Origin of the sequence: Stenotrophomonas sp. ATCM1_4 (assembly GCF_004348115.1) — a bacterium.
Classification (GTDB): Bacteria; Pseudomonadota; Gammaproteobacteria; order Xanthomonadales; family Xanthomonadaceae; genus Stenotrophomonas; species Stenotrophomonas capsici.
Window position 1 is genome coordinate 2,824,933 of the sequence record NZ_QPFB01000001.1, and the last position, 17,155, is coordinate 2,842,087.

Annotated in this window: 19 protein-coding genes; 10 read left to right on the forward strand and 9 right to left on the reverse strand. The window is 67.9% G+C overall.

Features of this window, described 5'->3' with window-relative positions; translation table 11 throughout:
* Positions 1 to 9 precede the first annotated feature (9 nt).
* The 10 genes from ATCM_RS13145 to ATCM_RS13190 all read left to right on the forward strand — a co-directional run bounded on the left by ATCM_RS13145 (position 10) and on the right by ATCM_RS13190 (position 9,826).
* Positions 10 to 591, forward strand: coding sequence for a hypothetical protein (locus ATCM_RS13145; protein ID WP_132864943.1), 582 nt, complete (start codon positions 10 to 12; stop codon positions 589 to 591).
* A 13-nt stretch (positions 592 to 604) separates the two neighbouring features.
* On the forward strand, positions 605 to 1,159 hold the full coding sequence (locus ATCM_RS13150) for a cob(I)yrinic acid a,c-diamide adenosyltransferase (protein ID WP_132864944.1): 555 nt from the start codon (positions 605 to 607) through the stop codon (positions 1,157 to 1,159).
* A 62-nt stretch (positions 1,160 to 1,221) separates the two neighbouring features.
* A complete protein-coding gene (locus ATCM_RS13155; RefSeq protein ID WP_132864945.1) occupies positions 1,222 to 2,145 on the forward strand; it encodes a histone deacetylase family protein in 924 nt (307 codons plus the stop codon).
* Positions 2,146 to 2,242: 97 nt separating this feature from the next.
* Positions 2,243 to 4,615 (forward strand): LPS-assembly protein LptD, encoded by a 2,373-nt coding sequence (gene lptD / locus ATCM_RS13160; protein ID WP_132864946.1) that lies wholly within the window; start codon positions 2,243 to 2,245, stop codon positions 4,613 to 4,615.
* Entirely contained in the window at positions 4,612 to 5,961 is a 1,350-nt protein-coding gene (locus ATCM_RS13165; RefSeq protein WP_132864947.1) for a peptidylprolyl isomerase, read from the forward strand. The genes lptD and ATCM_RS13165 overlap by 4 nt, the downstream gene beginning before the upstream one ends.
* Positions 5,962 to 5,964: 3 nt before the next feature.
* Positions 5,965 to 6,945, forward strand: coding sequence for a 4-hydroxythreonine-4-phosphate dehydrogenase PdxA (pdxA, locus tag ATCM_RS13170; protein ID WP_132864948.1), 981 nt, complete (start codon positions 5,965 to 5,967; stop codon positions 6,943 to 6,945).
* Entirely contained in the window at positions 6,942 to 7,754 is an 813-nt protein-coding gene (rsmA, locus tag ATCM_RS13175; RefSeq protein ID WP_132864949.1) for a 16S rRNA (adenine(1518)-N(6)/adenine(1519)-N(6))-dimethyltransferase RsmA, read from the forward strand. Before pdxA ends, rsmA begins: the two co-directional genes overlap by 4 nt.
* A gap of 49 nt (positions 7,755 to 7,803) precedes the next feature.
* Positions 7,804 to 8,187, forward strand: a complete 384-nt coding sequence (apaG, locus tag ATCM_RS13180; RefSeq protein WP_132864950.1) for a Co2+/Mg2+ efflux protein ApaG — start codon at positions 7,804 to 7,806, stop codon at positions 8,185 to 8,187.
* Positions 8,187 to 9,197: a symmetrical bis(5'-nucleosyl)-tetraphosphatase gene (locus ATCM_RS13185; RefSeq protein WP_132864951.1), complete on the forward strand. Its 1,011-nt coding sequence runs from the start codon at positions 8,187 to 8,189 to the stop codon at positions 9,195 to 9,197. Before apaG ends, ATCM_RS13185 begins: the two co-directional genes overlap by 1 nt.
* A gap of 26 nt (positions 9,198 to 9,223) precedes the next feature.
* Entirely contained in the window at positions 9,224 to 9,826 is a 603-nt protein-coding gene (locus ATCM_RS13190; RefSeq protein ID WP_207911811.1) for a DUF1287 domain-containing protein, read from the forward strand.
* Between the two features lie 255 nt (positions 9,827 to 10,081).
* Here the strand turns inward: ATCM_RS13190 and ATCM_RS13195 are convergent, their stop codons facing one another.
* From ATCM_RS13195 to ATCM_RS13235, 9 genes are all read right to left on the reverse strand, one after another.
* The gene (locus tag ATCM_RS13195) at positions 10,082 to 10,573 is read right to left on the reverse strand and encodes a dihydrofolate reductase (protein WP_132866177.1); all 492 of its coding nucleotides are present in this window, start codon (positions 10,571 to 10,573) and stop codon (positions 10,082 to 10,084) included.
* A 47-nt stretch (positions 10,574 to 10,620) separates the two neighbouring features.
* Entirely contained in the window at positions 10,621 to 11,415 is a 795-nt protein-coding gene (locus tag ATCM_RS13200) for a thymidylate synthase (RefSeq protein ID WP_132864953.1), read from the reverse strand.
* Positions 11,412 to 12,317, reverse strand: coding sequence for a prolipoprotein diacylglyceryl transferase (lgt, locus tag ATCM_RS13205; RefSeq protein ID WP_132864954.1), 906 nt, complete (start codon positions 12,315 to 12,317; stop codon positions 11,412 to 11,414). The genes ATCM_RS13200 and lgt overlap by 4 nt, the downstream gene beginning before the upstream one ends.
* Before the next feature lie 64 nt (positions 12,318 to 12,381).
* Complete coding sequence (locus ATCM_RS13210) at positions 12,382 to 12,873, reverse strand: TPM domain-containing protein (RefSeq protein WP_132864955.1); 492 nt, start codon at positions 12,871 to 12,873, stop codon at positions 12,382 to 12,384.
* Positions 12,873 to 13,751, reverse strand: coding sequence for a TPM domain-containing protein (locus ATCM_RS13215; protein WP_132864956.1), 879 nt, complete (start codon positions 13,749 to 13,751; stop codon positions 12,873 to 12,875). Before ATCM_RS13215 ends, ATCM_RS13210 begins: the two co-directional genes overlap by 1 nt.
* Positions 13,752 to 13,761: 10 nt before the next feature.
* Positions 13,762 to 14,394 (reverse strand): LemA family protein, encoded by a 633-nt coding sequence (locus ATCM_RS13220; protein WP_132864957.1) that lies wholly within the window; start codon positions 14,392 to 14,394, stop codon positions 13,762 to 13,764.
* Positions 14,395 to 14,492: 98 nt separating this feature from the next.
* Positions 14,493 to 15,242, reverse strand: coding sequence for a TerC family protein (locus ATCM_RS13225; RefSeq protein WP_132864958.1), 750 nt, complete (start codon positions 15,240 to 15,242; stop codon positions 14,493 to 14,495).
* A 53-nt stretch (positions 15,243 to 15,295) separates the two neighbouring features.
* The gene (locus ATCM_RS13230) at positions 15,296 to 15,676 is read right to left on the reverse strand and encodes a diacylglycerol kinase (RefSeq protein ID WP_132864959.1); all 381 of its coding nucleotides are present in this window, start codon (positions 15,674 to 15,676) and stop codon (positions 15,296 to 15,298) included.
* Between the two features lie 143 nt (positions 15,677 to 15,819).
* Positions 15,820 to 17,085, reverse strand: coding sequence for a HAMP domain-containing sensor histidine kinase (locus ATCM_RS13235; RefSeq protein WP_132864960.1), 1,266 nt, complete (start codon positions 17,083 to 17,085; stop codon positions 15,820 to 15,822).
* Positions 17,086 to 17,155 lie beyond the last annotated feature (70 nt).

Consider the following 17,155-nt stretch of genomic DNA (forward strand, 5'->3'; position numbering starts at 1 on the left):
CGACCATCCATGACCGCCAACGTCCAACGTGCCTTCATCCTGTCCCTGCTCGTGCTGCTGATGGCCGGCACCCGCATCAACCATTTCGCACCGATCCCCGATGCCTCCTGGGCGGTGTTCTTCATCGGCGGCTTCTACCTGCGCGACTGGACCCGCTGGGCCTTCCCGCTGCTGATGGCACTGGCGGTGGTGGTCGACTGGGCGGTGATCAGCAACCAGGGCATGAGCTTCTGGCAGCACTACTGCGTCTCGGCCGCCTACTGGATGCTGGTGCCGGCCTACTTCGCGATGTGGGCCGGCGGCATGCTGCTGCGCCGCTTCCACAAGGCTGCCAGCTGGCAGTCGCTGGGCCTGCTGGTGGCCAGCCTGGTCGGCTCGGTCGCGCTGTGCCACCTGATCGCGCAGGGCAGCTTCTACTGGATCAGCGCCTCGGTCGCCGACCCGACCGTCGCCGGCTGGGCCAAGAACTACGCCGACTGGCTGCTGCCTTACCTGCGCACCGCCGCCCTGTACACCGGCGCCGCCGCCCTGGTCCACGTCGTCGTGGAAGCCGTTGCCAAGCAGCCGGCCACCGGCCGCGTCGCCCACTGAGGACGGCGTCGGCATGGGCAACCGTCTTTCCAGGATCTATACCCGCACCGGTGACGATGGCAGCACCGGCCTTGGCGATGGCAGCCGCACCGGCAAGGATTCGCTGCGGGTCAACGCCTACGGCACCGTCGACGAGGCCAACTCGGCCATCGGCGTGCTGCTGGCGGTCCCCCTGCCCGACGACGTGCGGACACTGCTGACCACCATCCAGCACCAGCTGTTCGACCTGGGCGGGGAGCTGTGCATCCCCGGCCACGCCGCCATCCACGCCGCCGACATCGACGCGTTGGAGCAGCACCTGGACCGCTACAACGACGACCTGCCGGCGCTGAAGGACTTCATCCTGCCGGCCGGCGGCGAAGCGGCTGCCCGCTGCCACCTGGCGCGCACCATCGTGCGCCGCGCCGAGCGCGAGACGGTGGCCCTGGCCCGTCAGGAAGACATCCGTGGCGAGGCGGTGCGTTACCTGAACCGCCTGTCCGACCTGCTGTTCGTGCTGGCCCGGGTGCTGGCCCGCGCCGACGGCCATGGTGAAGTGCTCTGGAACCACGAACGCCGGCGCGGCTGATCCCTCCTTCCCCCTCCCAGGACGCCGCGCAACGCGCGGCGCCGACGGTCCAGAGTGCGGCCATGCTGGTATTCACCCACCCCGCCTGCCTTGAACACGACCCCGGCATCGACCATCCGGAGTCCCCGGAGCGCCTGCACGCGGTGATCTCGGCGCTGCGCGCCGAATTCCCGGACCAGCTGGAATGGCGGCAGGCCCCGGCGGCCAAGCTCGGCGAGCTGGCACGGGTGCACAGCCGCGAACTGATCGACGACATGCTGCGCGCCCAGGTCGCCCCGCTGCGCCGCATCGACCTGGACACCTTCACCTCGCCCGGCTCGGCCAGCGCCGCCCTGCACGCCGCCGGCGCCGGGGTCGCCGCCGTGGACGCGGTGATGCTGGAGGACGACCGCCGTCACGTGTTCTGCGCAGTGCGCCCGCCCGGCCACCATGCCACCGCCGATACCGCGATGGGCTTCTGCCTGTTCAACAACATCGCCGTGGCTGCCGCCTATGCCCGCGACAAGTACGGCCTGGAACGCATCGCCATCGTCGATTTCGACGTCCACCACGGCAACGGCACCCAGGCCATCTTCGAGGCCGACCCCAAGGTGGCCTACTACAGCACCCACCAGTCGGGCCTGTTCCCGTTCTCCGGCAGCATGCGCGAGCGCGGCGTGGGCAACGTGTGCAACATCCTGCTGCCGCCGGGTAGCGGCGGCTTCCGCTTCCGCAACACCTGGGCCGACGACATGCTGCCGCAGATCGAAGCGTTCCAGCCCCAGCTGTTGTTCATTTCCGCCGGCTTCGACGCCCACATGCGCGACCCGCAGGCCGACCTGATGGTCGAGACCGAGGATTTCGGCTGGCTGACCCGTGAGCTGGTCACCCTGGCCGAGCGCCACGGCAGCGGACGGGTGGTATCGATGCTGGAGGGCGGCTACGACCTGCAGGCCCTGCGCGAATGCAGCGTCGCCCATGTCCAGGCCCTGCTGCCATCGGCCTGATGGATGAACCCGACCCGGCTCCGCCGGGTGCCCTTCATTGCCCCCATGCAGGCGATGCGGCAAGCTAGCGACCGTTTTCCCCCAGAATCCGAACCGCGTGCGCCGAGCCTTCCGCCTGCTTCCCCTGCCCCTGGGTATCGCCATCTGCCTGCCCGCGATGGCCGATGACAAGCCCGTGAACTGGGGGCTGTGCCCGGCCACCGAGTCCCTGCCTGCCTTCGAGGAGGCCCCGCAGGCCGACCCGAAAAGCGCGGCCAACCGCGAGCAGTTGCCGACTGACATCGAAGGCAACGAGCTGACCGGCACCACCGTGGTCCCCGAGTACCAGGGCAACGTGGTGCTCAAGCGCGGCGACCAGTTCATGGGCACCGACAGCCTGCGCCTGGACACCGAAAGCGGTAACTACATCGCCGAGGGCAACGTCCGCTATTCGGACTCCTCGATCCGCATGGTCGCCGAGCGGGCCGAAGGCAACCAGGAAACCGACACCCACAAGATCAGCAACATCCAGTACCAGCTGGTCTCGCGGCGCGGCAACGGTGGTGCCGAGTCGATCGACCTGCAGGGCTCGGTCGGCCAGATGCACCATTCCACCTACACCACCTGCGACCCCTCGCAGCCGGTGTGGAAGCTGGTGGCCCCGCAGATCGAGGTGGACAACGAGGAAGGCTTCGGCACCGCCCGCAATGCCGTGCTGCGCATCGGCAAGGTGCCGGTGCTGTACGCGCCGTGGTTCAAGTTCCCGATCGACGACCGCCGCCAGACCGGCCTGCTGTATCCCAAGCTGAGCATGTCCGGCCGCAATGGCTTCGACTACGAGCAGCCGATCTACTTCAACCTGGCACCGAACTACGACGACACGCTGAGCCCGCGCTACATGAGCAAGCGCGGCCTGATGCTGGAGAACGAGTTCCGCTACCTGTACAGCGGCGGCAAGGGCCAGCTGGAGACGGCCTACCTGCCCAACGACTCGCTGCGCGACAAGGACCGCGGGCGCATCCAGTACAGCGGGTACCACAACATCGACAGCCACTGGCAGGCCCGCGCCAACCTGGGCTGGGTCAGCGACGAGCGCTACGTGGAGGACTTCTCCAACCGCCTGCTCGGCGTGACCTCGTCCAACCTGCAGAGCACCATCGGCCTGTACGGCTCCGGGAGGAGCTGGACCGCCGGGGTGATGGCCGACCACTGGCAGCTGACCGATTACACCCTGACCGAGAGCTCATTGGCCTACAACCGTGAGCCGCGCTTCTTCGGCACCTGGGACGAGAGTTTCGGCCGCTGGTTCGAAGCTGGCGTCTACGCCGAAGCGGTGCGCTTCACCCACGACGACGTCCACCTCAAGATCCAGAACGCCGACGGCGAGTACGAACGCACCGGCGTGGTGCAGCCCATGTACGGTGGCTCGCGCCTGGACATCAAGCCCTACGTGTCGATGCCGCTGGCCGGTGCCTCCTGGTACATCACCCCGACCCTGGCCTGGCGCTATACCGCCTACCAGCTGGACCGCGGAATGGTCGCCAACGGCGCGGACCGCACCCCGACCCGCAGCCTGCCGATCACCACCGTGGACGCCGGCCTGTTCTTCGACCGCGAGACCTCGCTCGGGGGCAAGTCCTACCTGAACACGCTGGAGCCGCGGATCTTCTACCTGAACACCCCGTACCGCGAGCAGAACAACCTGCCGTTGTTCGATACCCGTGCGTTCACCTTCAGCTGGGGCCAGCTGTTCCGCGATAGCCGCTACACCGGCGCCGACCGCCAGAACGACGCCAACCAGCTGACCACCGCCCTGACCACGCGCCTGATCCGCCAGGAGGATGGCCGCGAGAAGCTGTCGGCGAGCATTGGCCAGATCACCTATTTCGACGACTCCCGCGTCACCCTGAACAGTGGCGAGGCGCCGGTCGAGCAAGGCAACTCGGCGTGGGTGGCCGACGTCAACTGGGCGCTCACCGACCGCTGGACGCTGGGCAGCACCTACCAGTGGAACCCGAAATACGGCAAGGAAGACCTGGCCAGCGTCCGCGCCCGCTACCTGATGCCGGGCGACGGCGTGGTCAACCTGAGCTACCGCTACCGCCGCAACCCGAACAACGGTACGGACCAGCTCGAACAGGCCGACCTGTCCTTCCTGTACCCGATCAACCCCACCTGGAGCGTGGTCGGCCGCTATTACTACTCCCTGCTGGACAACAAGCCGCTGGAAATCATCGGCGGCGTGCAGTGGGACAGCTGCTGCCTGACGGTCCGCGCCCTGGCCCGTCGCTACGTCCGCAACCGCGACGGCGACCTGGACAACTCCTTCCAGATCGAGTTCGTGCTCAAGGGCCTGAGCTCGGTCGGGCAGGACACAGACCGCACCTTGCGCCGTGCTATTCTCGGCTACAACCGAGACGACCTGTACCTCGTTCCGCCGAGCAACATCGAGGCGAACGATGACGACTACGATCCGAACCAGATTCCATGACCAAGACCCTTTCTGCAGTCCTCGCCAGCGTACTGGCGCTTTCCGGCGTGTCCGCCCCGGCCGTTGCCCAGCAGCAGCCGCTGGATCGCATCGCCGCCATCGTTGATGAGGACGTGATCCTGCAGAGTGAGCTGCAGCGGGCGGTCAACAACATCAAGGGCCAGTACGCCGGCCGCGAAGCCCAGCTGCCGCCCGAAGCGGTGCTGGAGCGCCAGGTGCTGGAGCGCCTGGTGCTGGTCAAGCTGCAGGTCGCCCGTGCCGAGGGCAGCGGCATCCGCGTCGGTGACGAGGAGCTCAACCACGCCATCGGCAGCATCGCCCAGCAGAACGGCACCACCGTGGACGGCCTGCGCCAGCGCCTGGCCCAGGACGGCATCGGCTTCACCGACTTCCGCAACTCGGTGCGCGAGGAAATCATCACCCAGCGCCTGCGCCAGAGCTTCGCGCAGAGCCGCATCAGCGTCAGCGAAGGCGAAGTGGACGCGGCCCTGGCCCAGCAGAACGCCGGCGGCGCGCAGTACCACCTGGCGCACATCCTGGTCGCCCTGCCCGAAGGCGCCAACGCCGAGCAGATCGCCACCGGCCAGAGCAAGGTGGACGGCATCAAGAACCTGCTGGACAAGGGCGAGCTGGACTTCGCCGCGGCGGCAGTGCGCTACTCCGACAGCCCCAACGCGCTGGAAAGCGGCGACCTGGGCTGGCGCAGCCTGGATGAAATCCCCAGCGCGTTCTCCAACCAGATCAAGAACATGAAGGCCGGCGACGTGCTCGGCCCGATCCGCGGCCCCAGCGGCTTCCAGCTGCTCAAGCTGGTGGAAGTGCGTGAAGCCGGGGCCGGCGGCGGCTCCGCCGCGCAGGTCACCGAGTTCCACGCCCGCCACATCCTGGTGCGCATCACCGACCAGGTGGACGAGGCGGCAGCCAAGGCCAGGATCGACACCCTGCGCGCCCGCATCGCCGGCGGCGCCGACTTCCAGGCCGTGGCCAAGGAGTCCTCCGACGATGCCAACAGCCGTGGCCAGGGCGGTGACCTGGGCTGGTTCCCGGCCGATGCCTTCGGCCCGGACTTCGGCAAGCAGATCGAAGGCGTCAGCGATGGTGGCGTGACCGCACCGTTCCGCACCGATGCCGGCTGGCACATCGTGCAGCGCGTGGGTACGCGCCAGACCGATGTCACCGACGACAACAAGCGTGCGCAGATCCGTGACCAGATCGGTCGCCGCAAGCTCGACGATGAGTACAACCGCTTCCTGCAGGAACTGCGTGGCGATGCCTACGTCAGCTTCCGCAGCGGCGACCGCGCCGAAGGCACCGCCGAGCCGGCCACCGAACCGGCCAAGCCGTAAGCCATGATTCCCCAGCTCGCTCTGGTCCCGGGCGAGCCCTCCGGGATCGGCCCGGAACTGTGTATCCGCCTTGCCCAACAGCCGCGCAGTGATTGCCGGCTGTTGGCGTTTGCGGACCCGCAAACCCTGCGCGACGCCGCTGCCGCGCTGCAGCTGCCGCTGCAACTGCTGCCCGAACACGCCTGGGCCCAACAGCCCGGTGATCTGCGCCTGCGCCCGGTCACCAATGCCGTCCCCAGCCGTTTTGGACACGCCGACCCACGCAACGCGCGCGCGGTGATCGATGCCTTGCACGGGGCCGGGCAAGCCTGCCTGGACGGCGCGCTCGATGGCGTGGTGACCGGCCCGGTGCACAAGGCCGTCATCAACGACGGCGGCATCGCCTACAGCGGCACCACCGAGTTGCTGGCCCAGCAGGCCGGGGTCGAGGTGGTGATGATGCTGGCCAACGACATCGTCCGCGTCGCCCTGGCCACCACCCACCTGCCGCTGCGCGAGGTCGCCGACGCGATCACCGCAGACGGCCTGCGCAAGGTCATCCTCACCACCCATCGCGCGCTGCGCCGTGACTTCGGCCTGGCCGCGCCCCGCATCGCGGTGCTCGGGCTGAACCCGCACGCCGGCGAGGATGGCCATCTGGGCCGCGAGGAGCTGGATATGATGATCCCGCTGCTGGACCAGCTGCGCGCCGAGGGCATCCCCCTGATCGGCCCGCTGCCGGCCGATACCGCCTTCCTGCCGGCCAAGCTGGCCGGCTTCGACGCCGTGCTGGCCATGTACCACGACCAGGGCTTGCCGGTGCTCAAGTACAGCGGCTTCGAACAGGCCACCAACATCACCCTCGGCCTGCCCTACCCGCGCGTGGCGGTGGACCACGGTACCGCGCTGGACCTGGCCGGCAAGGGCATCGCCGACCCCTCCAGCCTGTTCGCCGCCACGGAACTGTGCGCCAGGCTGGCCGCACAACGTAAAATCACCGAATGAATTCCTCCCATCCCCCGCGCGCCGGCGCAGGTTTCACCGCGCCGGCGAAGAAGCAGCTGGGCCAGCACTTCCTGGCCGACACGCATTACGTCGAAAAGATCGTGATGGCGGTCAACCCGAAGGACGGCGACTGCCTGGTCGAGATCGGCCCGGGCCAGGGTGCCATCACCTTCCCGCTGCTGCGCCGCCACCCGAAGCTGACCGTCATCGAGTTCGACCGCGACCTGATCGCACCGTTGACCGAGGCCGCCGCGCCCCTGGGTGAGCTGACCATCGTCCACCGCGACGTGCTGCAGGTCGATTTCACCGCGCTGGCCGCTGGCGGAAAGATCCGCCTGGTCGGCAACCTGCCCTACAACATTTCCTCGCCGATCCTGTTCCATGCACTGGAGCACGCCGCGGCGATCTCGGACATGACCTTCATGCTGCAGAAGGAAGTGGTCGACCGCATGGCCGCCGGCCCGGGCAGCAAGGTCTATGGCCGCCTGAGCGTGATGCTGCAGGCCTGGTGCGAGGTGACGTCGCTGTTCGTGGTGCCCCCAGGCGCGTTCCGGCCACCGCCGAAGGTGGACTCTGCCGTGGCCCGGCTGGTGCCGCGCGACCCCGCCACAATCGGCATCGATGACCCCAAACGCTTCGCCGAGGTGGTCAAGGCCGCCTTCGGGCAACGCCGCAAGACGCTGCGCAACGCCCTCAACGGCGTCATCGACGAAGCCGGCTTCGCCGCCGCCGGGGTCCGCAGCGACGCCCGCGCCGAACAGCTGGAAGTGGCCGATTTCATCCGACTTGCGAACGTACCGCACGCCTGAGTGCGACATCTGCGCAAACCGATCACCTGCTTTTGCTTACACTCCCCCCATGGAAGAATCCCGCCACTACGCGATCGAGATCGAGGTTTCCCCTCGTTTCATCGACGACCAGTCGGCCCCTGAAGACGGGCGCTTCGCGTTCGCCTACACGATCCGCATCCAGAACCGCGGCAGCGTCCCCGCGCGGCTGATCAGCCGCCATTGGCGCATCACCGACGGCGAGGGCCGGGTCGAGCACGTCGACGGCGACGGCGTGGTCGGCGAACAGCCACGGCTGCGCCCGGGCGAGGAGTTCAGCTATACCTCCGGCGTCATGATCGGCACCGAGTACGGCACCATGCAGGGCCACTACGACATGCTCGCCGACGACGGCACCGAGTTCGCCGCGCCGATCGCACCGTTCGTGCTGTCCATTCCCAGGACGCTGCACTGATGGCGACCTGGGCAATCGGCGACCTGCAGGGCTGTTACGACGTCACCCAGTCGCTGCTGGAGAAGATCAACTTCGACCCCGCCGTAGACCGGCTCTGGTTCTGCGGCGACCTGGTCAACCGTGGCGGGCAATCGCTGGAGACCCTGCGCCTGGTGCATTCGCTGCGCGAGCAGAGCGTGGTGGTGCTGGGCAACCATGACCTGTCGCTGCTGGCCATCGGCGCCCGCAGCGAAGAGGAGCAGCGCAAGGTCAACCCGGACCTGCAGCGCATCGTGCTGGCCGAGGACCGCGACACCCTGCTCGACTGGCTGCGCCTGCAGAAGCTGGTGCACGCCGACCGCGAACTGGGCTGGATGATGTTCCATGCCGGGCTGGCGCCGAAGTGGACCGTCGCCCTGGCCGAGAAGCATGCCCGCGAGGTCGAGCAGCAACTGCACGGCAACGGCTACCGCAAGCTGTTCCGCAACATGTACGGCGACAAGCCGGCCTGGTCGCCGGGGCTGAGCGGCTATGACCGCTCGCGCGCGATCATCAACATCTTCACCCGCATGCGCTACTGCACCCCCAGTGGCCGCATCGGCATGGAGGACAAGGGCACGCCCGGCACCCAACCGCAGGGCATGTACCCCTGGTTCGAAGTACCCGGCCGCGTGGAGCGCGAGCTGAAGATGGTCTGCGGCCACTGGTCGGCGCTGGGCCTGACCATCACCCAGGGCGTGCACGCCATCGACACCGGTGCGGTCTGGGGCGGCAAGCTCACCGCGCTGCAGCTGGACAGCGAGGACCTGCGCGTGGTGCAGGTGCCGGGCCGTGACGTACCCGCGCCGGTCCCCGGTGCGCATCCGCCGCGCAAACCCAAGCCGGAGCGCCCGGCCGAGCCCCGCGGCGAGCAGCCCGCGCGCGGCGAACCGCGCCGACGCCCGCGCCGTCGGCGACCGGGTGCGGGTAATGGCGGTGGCAACAATGCCGGCACCCACGGCGCTCCGCCCACCGTCGGGCCGGGTGAATGATCCGCGGGCCATCAGCCCTGCTGCTGATGGCCTCCGTCCTGCTCGGCGCCTGCCGGCAGGAAGTCCCCCACTCCACTGAACTGCCGCCTTCGCGTGCCCAGGCACCGGCGGTCACGTCCGTACCGCTGGTGGCCGCGGCACGTGCGCAGGTCGGCGTGACCGTGCGTTACGACCCGGCCTACTTCGCATTGGCCTATCCCGAAGGCGATCCTCCACGGGACCGTGGGGTCTGCACCGACGTGGTGGTACGCGCATTGCGCGGGGTCGGCATCGACCTGCAGGCGCGCATCCATGCGGACATGCGCGCGCACTTTTCCGAGTACCCCCCGCTATGGGGCCTGTCGCGTACGGACCGCAACATCGACCACCGGCGCGTGCCCAACCAGATGCGCTGGATGCAGCGCCAGGGTTGGGAATTGCCGATCAGCGCGCAACCGGGCGACTACGCGCCCGGCGACATCGTCGCGTGGAAGCTCAACGGTAATGGCCTGCTGCACGTGGGCATCGTGTCCGATCGCCTGCTGGACGATGGCACGCCGCTGGTGCTGCACAACATCGCGCGCGGCACGCAGGAGGAGGATGTGTTGTTCCGGCACCGCATCATCGGGCACTACCGGATGCCGGGTTAAGGCAAAGGCTTACCCCTCCCCCTCCCCTTGGCTGCGCCAAAGGGAGGGCGCGGATCCTGCGAGCGTTCAGATCATCGCCGTGCGAGCGTCGTTCGGATCACCGCCCTGTGAGCGCTCAGATCATCGCGCAGCCGCTGTTGGCCCCCTCCCTTTGGCGCAGCCAAGGGGAGGGCTGGGGAGGGGTTCGCTGTTCCAGCAGTCTGAGAAACGGCGCCAGCTTCGCAGCCGAGGCCGCTCCTACCCGCTAGGCCGCGCCTACCGGCGGATGTAGTGGGCGAAGCGGAAGGCGTAGGCGTGCCGGTCGTCGGCCGCGTGCGGCTGGCTGTCCACCTCCTGCCACTGGGCCGGGTCCACGGCCGGGAAATGCGTATCGGCCACCACCTCGGCGTCCACCCAGGTCAGGTACAGGTCGGTGGCCTGATCGATCAGCAATCGGTAGATCTCACCCCCGCCGATCACGCACAGTTCGGACGCGCCTTGCGCCAGCGCGATGGCCTGCGCCTGCTGCAGCGATGCCACCGCCTGCATGCCCTCGAACGGCACCTGGCCGCTGCGGGTCAGCACCAGGTTGGTCCGCCCCGGCAGCGCGCGACCGAGCGACTGCGCGGTCCTGCGCCCCATCAGGATCGGCTTGCCCAGCGTGAGCGTCTTGAAGTGCCTGAAATCATCTGGCAGGTGCCACGGCATGCCGTTTTCCTGGCCGATGCCGCGATTGCGGTCCAGCGCGGCGATCATCGACAGCCGCAGCTGCACCGGGGTTGCCGCTTCGCCGTTCGCCGTTCCCATCCCCAGGCTCACACCGCCACCGGTGCCTTGATCGCCGGGTGCGGGTCGTAGCCGTCGATACGGATGTCCTCGAAACGGAAACCGAACAGGTCGGTGACCTCCGGGTTCAACCACAGCGTCGGCAGCGCGCGCGGCGCACGCGACAACTGTTCGCGCGCCTGCTCGTAGTGATTGGAATACAGGTGTGCATCACCCAGCGTGTGCACGAAATCGCCCACGCCCAGGCCGGTGGCCTGCGCCACCATGTGGGTCAGCAACGCGTAGCTGGCGATGTTGAACGGCACGCCGAGGAAGATGTCGCCGCTGCGCTGGTATAGCTGGCAGCTGAGCTTGCCGTCGACCACGTAGAACTGGAACAGGTTGTGGCAGGGCATCAGCGCCATCTGCAACAACTCGCCCACGTTCCATGCGCTGACCACCAGCCGGCGCGAATCCGGGTTGCGCTTGATCTCCTCGACCAGCCACTGCATCTGGTCGATCTCGCGCCCGTCGGCGGTGGCCCAGCTGCGCCACTGCTTGCCGTAGACCGGACCGAGGTCGCCGTTGGCATCGGCCCACTCGTCCCAGATCCGCACGTTGTTGTCCTTCAGGTAGGCGATGTTGGTATCGCCCTTCAGGAACCACAGCAGCTCGTGGATGATCGAGCGCAGGTGCAGCTTCTTGGTGGTGACCAGCGGGAAGCCTTCGTTGAGGTCGAAGCGCATCTGCCAGCCGAACACGCTGCGCGTGCCGGTGCCGGTGCGGTCGGACTTCTCGCTGCCGTGCTCGAGCACGTGCCGCAGCAGATCCAGGTAGGGCTTCACGCTTTTTCCTCCAGCGGCAGGACCGGCTGCAGCACCGGGGCACGGCGCGACATCACCAGCAGGATCACGCCCAGCGCGATCAGCGGCAGGCTCAGGATCTGGCCACGGGTCAGCCAGTCAAACGCCACGTAGGCGCCGTTGTCGGGCATGCGCACGAACTCGACCAGGAAACGGAAGGCGCCGTACATCAACGCGAACAGGCCGGACACGGCGTAACGCGGGCGCGGCTTCATCGAGTACAGCCACAACACCACGAACATCACCAGCCCTTCCAGCACCGCTTCATACAACTGCGAGGGATGGCGCGCGTACTGGGTAAGCAGCCCGGCGGCGAAGTCCTGCTTGATCTGCGCGGCCGACATCAGCTGCTCCATCGTCGGCAGGCCCGCCGGCACGTCCTTCAACGGCGAATGCGGGAACACCACGCCCCAGCCGGAATGAGTGAACTTGCCCCACAACTCACCGCCGACGAAATTGCCCAGCCGGCCGAAGCCCAGGCCCAGCGGCACCAGCGGCGCGACGAAATCAATGGTGTCGAAAAAGTGCTGGCGCTGCTTGCGCGTCCACCACCAGCCGGCGATCAGCACGCCGAGCAGGCCGCCATGGAAGCTCATGCCACCTTCCCATACGCGCAGCAGCAGCAACGGGTTATGCAGGAACTCGGCGGTGGCATAGAACAGCATGTAGCCGATGCGCCCGCCCAGCACCACGCCGAGCATGGCGTAGAACAGCAGGTCCGAAAAACCGTTCATGCTCACGCCCGGCAGGCGCCCGGCGAGGATCCGCTGCCGGCCCAGCCACCAGGCGGCGCCGAAGCCCAGCAGATACATGATGCCGTACCAGTGCACCGAGATCGGCCCCAGGCTGAAGGCGATGGGGTCTATGTCATGGAGATAGATCATGAAGGCACTGTCTGGCGAACGAAGTCCTATTCTCGGGGCTGCATTCCCTGCGTCAACCGCCCACTCAGCCAAGCAGCTGCGGGCGGTCAGGCAACTCGTTGCCACGTGGTCGGTCCGGGTCGGCGGGAAAGTGCCGGGCCAGCAGCTGCGAGACCTCGGCCACGGCGGCCAACACGGCCGCCTCGCGGTCGCCACTGCCCAGTTGCACGCGCAGGTGCTCGCAGACCTGCTGCCACTGCCCGGCCTCGATGCGGCCCGACAGGCCGCGGTCGGGCACGATCTCGATGGCGTGGTCGGCCAGCAGCAGGTAGATCAGCACTCCGTTGTTGGCCTCGGTGTCCCAGGTGCGCAGCACCGCGAAGGCATGCTCGGCGCGCTGCCGGGCATCCACGCCCCGCCAGAGCATCGGCAAGGACAGGTCCGACTCCACGGCGAACATCACCTGGCCGCCGTGCTGGCGCTCACCGTCGGCGATGGCCCGGGCGATCCGCTCCAGGCTGGCTTCCGGGAAAACCGCATGGGCCGAGGGCGAGAACACATGGCGCAACCAGCGCATCACCAACTCCCCGAGGCGCCACCGCCTCCCGATCGCCCGCCGCCGCCGGACCAGCCACCGCCGCCGAAGCCTCCGCCACCGCCAAAGCCCCCGCTCCCCCAGCCCCCGCCCCCGCCGCGGGCGAAGCCGCCGGAAGCCCTGCCGAAGGAGAAGAACAGCGCGGCGAAGGCCGCCATCACGCCATTGGTCAGCGTCAGCAGCAGCGCACCGGCAAGCCCGGCCAGCACCGCGGCAAGCAAGCCGCGCACCGCCTTGGGCTGCCGCGCCAACAGCAGGCGCATCAGCACCGCGGCAACCACGCCGATGCCGATCGCGAACAGGAAACTGTCCTCGCCGCCGTCCCTGCGCCCGCGGTTGCTGCTGACCTGGGCCGGCAGTTGCTCGCCATCAATCAGCTTGACCAGCACCCCTGTGGCGGCGGTGATGCCGCCGGCATAGTCATCCTGGCGGAAATGCGGCACCAGATACTCCTGGATCACCCGGTTGGCGATGGCATCGGGGATCGCCCCTTCCAGCCCGTAGCCGGGCTCGATGCGTACCCGCCGGTCGTCCTTGGCCACCACCAGCACCACCGCGTCATCCACGCCCTTGCGCCCGACCTTCCATTCGTCGAAGACGCGGGTGGTGTACTGGGCGATGTCCTCGGGCTGGGTGGTGGGCACGATCAGCACCTGCAGCTGGCTGCCCTTGCGCTGCTGCAGGGCCAGCGCCTGCTGCTCGAGTGCCTGCTTCTGCGCTGTGTCCAGGGTGCCGGTGACGTCCACCACCGGCGAGTCCAGCGGCGGGATCGGTGCCCGTTGCTGGGCCACCGCCAGGCCTGCCCAGCCCACGCCAAGCAGGCACAGCAACAGCCACAGCCGCGGCAGCAGGCCGGTCATCGGCACGAACTCACTGCGCCGGCGCAGGCGCCGGTTGCGGTGCCGGCGGCTGCGGCTGTTGGTTGCCGAAGTTGACCGCCGGCGGCTGGGCGATCTGCGCCTCGTTCTCCACGCTGAAATTCGGCTTGGCCGCATAGCCGAACATCTTGGCGGTGATCACCTGCGGGAACGAGCGGATGTAGGTGTTGTAGTCCTGCACCAGCTGGATGTAGCGGCCGCGGGCCACGGTGATGCGGTTCTCGGTGCCTTCCAGCTGCGCCTGCAGGTCACGGAAGTTCTGGTCCGACTTCAGCGTCGGGTAGTTCTCGCTGACCACCAGCAGCCGCGACAGCGCGCTGCCCAGCTCGCCCTGGGCCTGCTGGAACTGGGCCAGCGAGTCGGCATCGTCGGCGTTGACCTGGATCTGCCCGACCTTGGCGCGGGCGTTGGTGACCTCGGTCAGCACCTGGCGCTCCTGCTGGGCGTAGCCCTGCACGGTGTTGACCAGGTTGGGGATCAGGTCGGCGCGGCGCTTGTACTGGTTCAGCACCTCGGACCAGCCGGCCTTGACCGCCTCGTCCTTCTGCTGGATGGCGTTGTAGCCACACCCGGAAATGGAGATTGCCGCCACGACGAGCAGCATCAAGCGGAGGAACTGGCGCATGGTCGGGTCCTTGGACGTCGGAGTGCCGAGCATGCCACGGCCGGGGTGCAGCGTGTGCCAAAGCAAAGGGCCGGCAATGCCGGCCCTTTGTGATTCGTTTACCAGTCTTCCGAACCCGGTACGTGGTGCTGCTTGGCGTTGCGCCGCATCAGCAGGTTCAGCCACTCGACCAGGACCGAGAAGCCCATCGCCGCGTAGATGTAGGGCTTGGGCACGTGGACATCGAAGCCGTCCAGCACCAGCACCGTGCCGACCATCAGGATGAAGGCCAGCGCCAGCAGCTTCACGGTCGGGTTGGCGTCGATGAAACGGCCCAGCGGGTTGGCCGCCAGCAGCATCACCGCCACCGACAGCAGCACCGCGCAGACCATCACCGGCACGTGGTCGGCGATGCCGACGGCGGTGATCACCGAGTCCAGCGAGAACACGATGTCGATCACCGCGATCTGCGCGATCACCATGCCGAACGCGGCCGAGGCCTTGGTGGTGGTCGGGTCGGCGTCTTCACCGCCACTGACCAGCTCGCGGATTTCCTTGATGCCCTTGTAGAGCAGGAACAGGCCGCCGACGATCAGTACCAGGTCGCGGATGGAGATGCCCATCCCGGCGATGGTGAACAGGTTGTTCTCCATGTGCGCCAGGTAGGCCAGCGAGATCAGCAGCAGGATGCGGGTGATGCAGGCCACCGCGATGCCGACGCGACGCGCCAGCGGGCGCTTGTGCTCGGGCAGGCGCCCCACCGCGATGGAGATGAACACCAGGTTGTCGATGCCCAGCACGATTTCCAGCGCACTGAGCATGAACAGCGTGACCCATACGTTCGGGTCGGCAAGAAACTCAAAAGACATGCACGCAATCCTTCAATAGAACCCAACTACCCCGCGCCACCCGGCGCGTGGTTTCAGAAAAGACGGGGAACCAGCAACAGGCCCCAGCACACCAGCACGTTCATCATCAGCACGAACACCGCCGCCGAACCCATGTCCTTGGCGCGGCCGGCCAGCACGTGGTACTCCGGGCCATAGCGCTCGATCACGGCCTCGATGGCCGAATTGGCCAGCTCCATGGCCAGCACCAGCAGCATCGAGCCGATCATCAGGACCTGCTCGACCGGGGTCTGCCCCAGCCACAGCGCCAGCGGGGTGAGGACCACGAACAGGTAGACCTCCAGGCGGAACGAGGACTCGTGCAGCCAGGCCGCGCGCAGGCCCTGCCAGGACCACTGGGCCGCCTTGAAGATGCGGCCCGGACCGCGCGGCATATGGCCGGTCTGGTCAGCCATGGCACACCTTGCCAGTCGCCGCGCCACGGCGCGGCGGGTACAGATCAAACAGGGGAGCTGCCATGAACGATGACACCGGTTGCGGATAGGCAATGGGCAATTTTGCCACATCTGCCCGTTCACTTCCCGGAACCGGCCGCCGCTCAGCTGAAGCGCACCACCGCCACGGTGCCCTGTCCCTCCCGGCTGTCCAGGCTGATCTGCCAGCCGCAGCGTTCGCACAGCCGCCGGACGATGCTCAGGCCCAGCCCCAGCGAATTGCCGTGCTCGCCGCGGACGAACGGCTCGAAGGCCCGTGACAGGGCATCGGGCGACATCCCGACGCCGGTGTCGCGCACCGTCAACTGGCCGTGGGACACCGTGACCTCGACCAGGCCGACGTCGGTGTAGGTACAGGCGTTGCGCAGCAGGTTGCCGACCACCACGTGCATCACCCGCGGTGGCGCCAGCAGCGGGTGGCGGCCGTCGATGGACACCCGCAGCTCCACCGGCTTGCCGCGCAGCAGCTCCTCGGCCAACCCGGCCTCGTAGCGGACCAGGTCGCCGACATCGAACCATTCCGATTGCGGCTCCACGTCCACTTCCCGGGCCAGCAGCAGGAAGGCATCGATCACCGCCTCCATGTCGCGCCCGGCGCGCTGGATCCGCTGCAGGCTGCGCTGCAGGCGCGGGGTCAGCTCGGGGTCGGCCAGGGCCATGTCGCTGGCCATGCGGATCACCGTCAACGGGGTCCGCAGTTCATGGCTGGCATCGCGGGTGAAGTTGCGTTCGCGGGCCACGTGCGCGGCGACGCGCCCGGCCATCGCATGCAGTGCCAACGCCAGTTGCAGGCTTTCGCCCTTGACCTCGGCCGGCAACCGCTCCGGTGCCAGCTCCCCGGCATCGGGACGGCGCGGGTCCCACTGCGACACCCTGCGTGCCAGCCAGTTCACCGGCCAGACCAGGCGCCGCGAGACCCGGTAGGTCCGCCATGACACCGCGTAGATCACGATCAGTACCAGCAGTACCGGCACCACCCCGAACCAGAATGCATTGCGCTCGGTCTGCGAGCGCTCCAGCACCAGGTACAGCCGCCCGGCCGGCTGCGGGTCGACCAGCACCCGCTGGCTGCTGGCCTTGAGTTCATGGAACCCCGGAGAAAGCGTGCGCATGGCGACCGGAATGCCATCGGGTGGCTGCCCTTGCAGCCACAGATAGCCCTGCAGGGTGTGGGTGTCGGGAGGTGGCTTGCCCGGGTGTTTGGTCCGCGCCTGCCAGTAGTGGGCCGCCTCTTCCTGCAGCTTCACTTCTTCCAGCCCGTGCCGGATCACCTGCGTCACCAGGTAGCCGCCCACCAGGACCGCCAGGCTCACCAGCAGCGCCTGAAGGATGAATGCGATCCTGATTTTGCGCGACAACCCGTAAGGCATCTGCCTCCCCCCGAAGCACGCGTGATTATAAGGATGCCCGCCCACCGGCCGACGCGCGTCCTGGTACGAA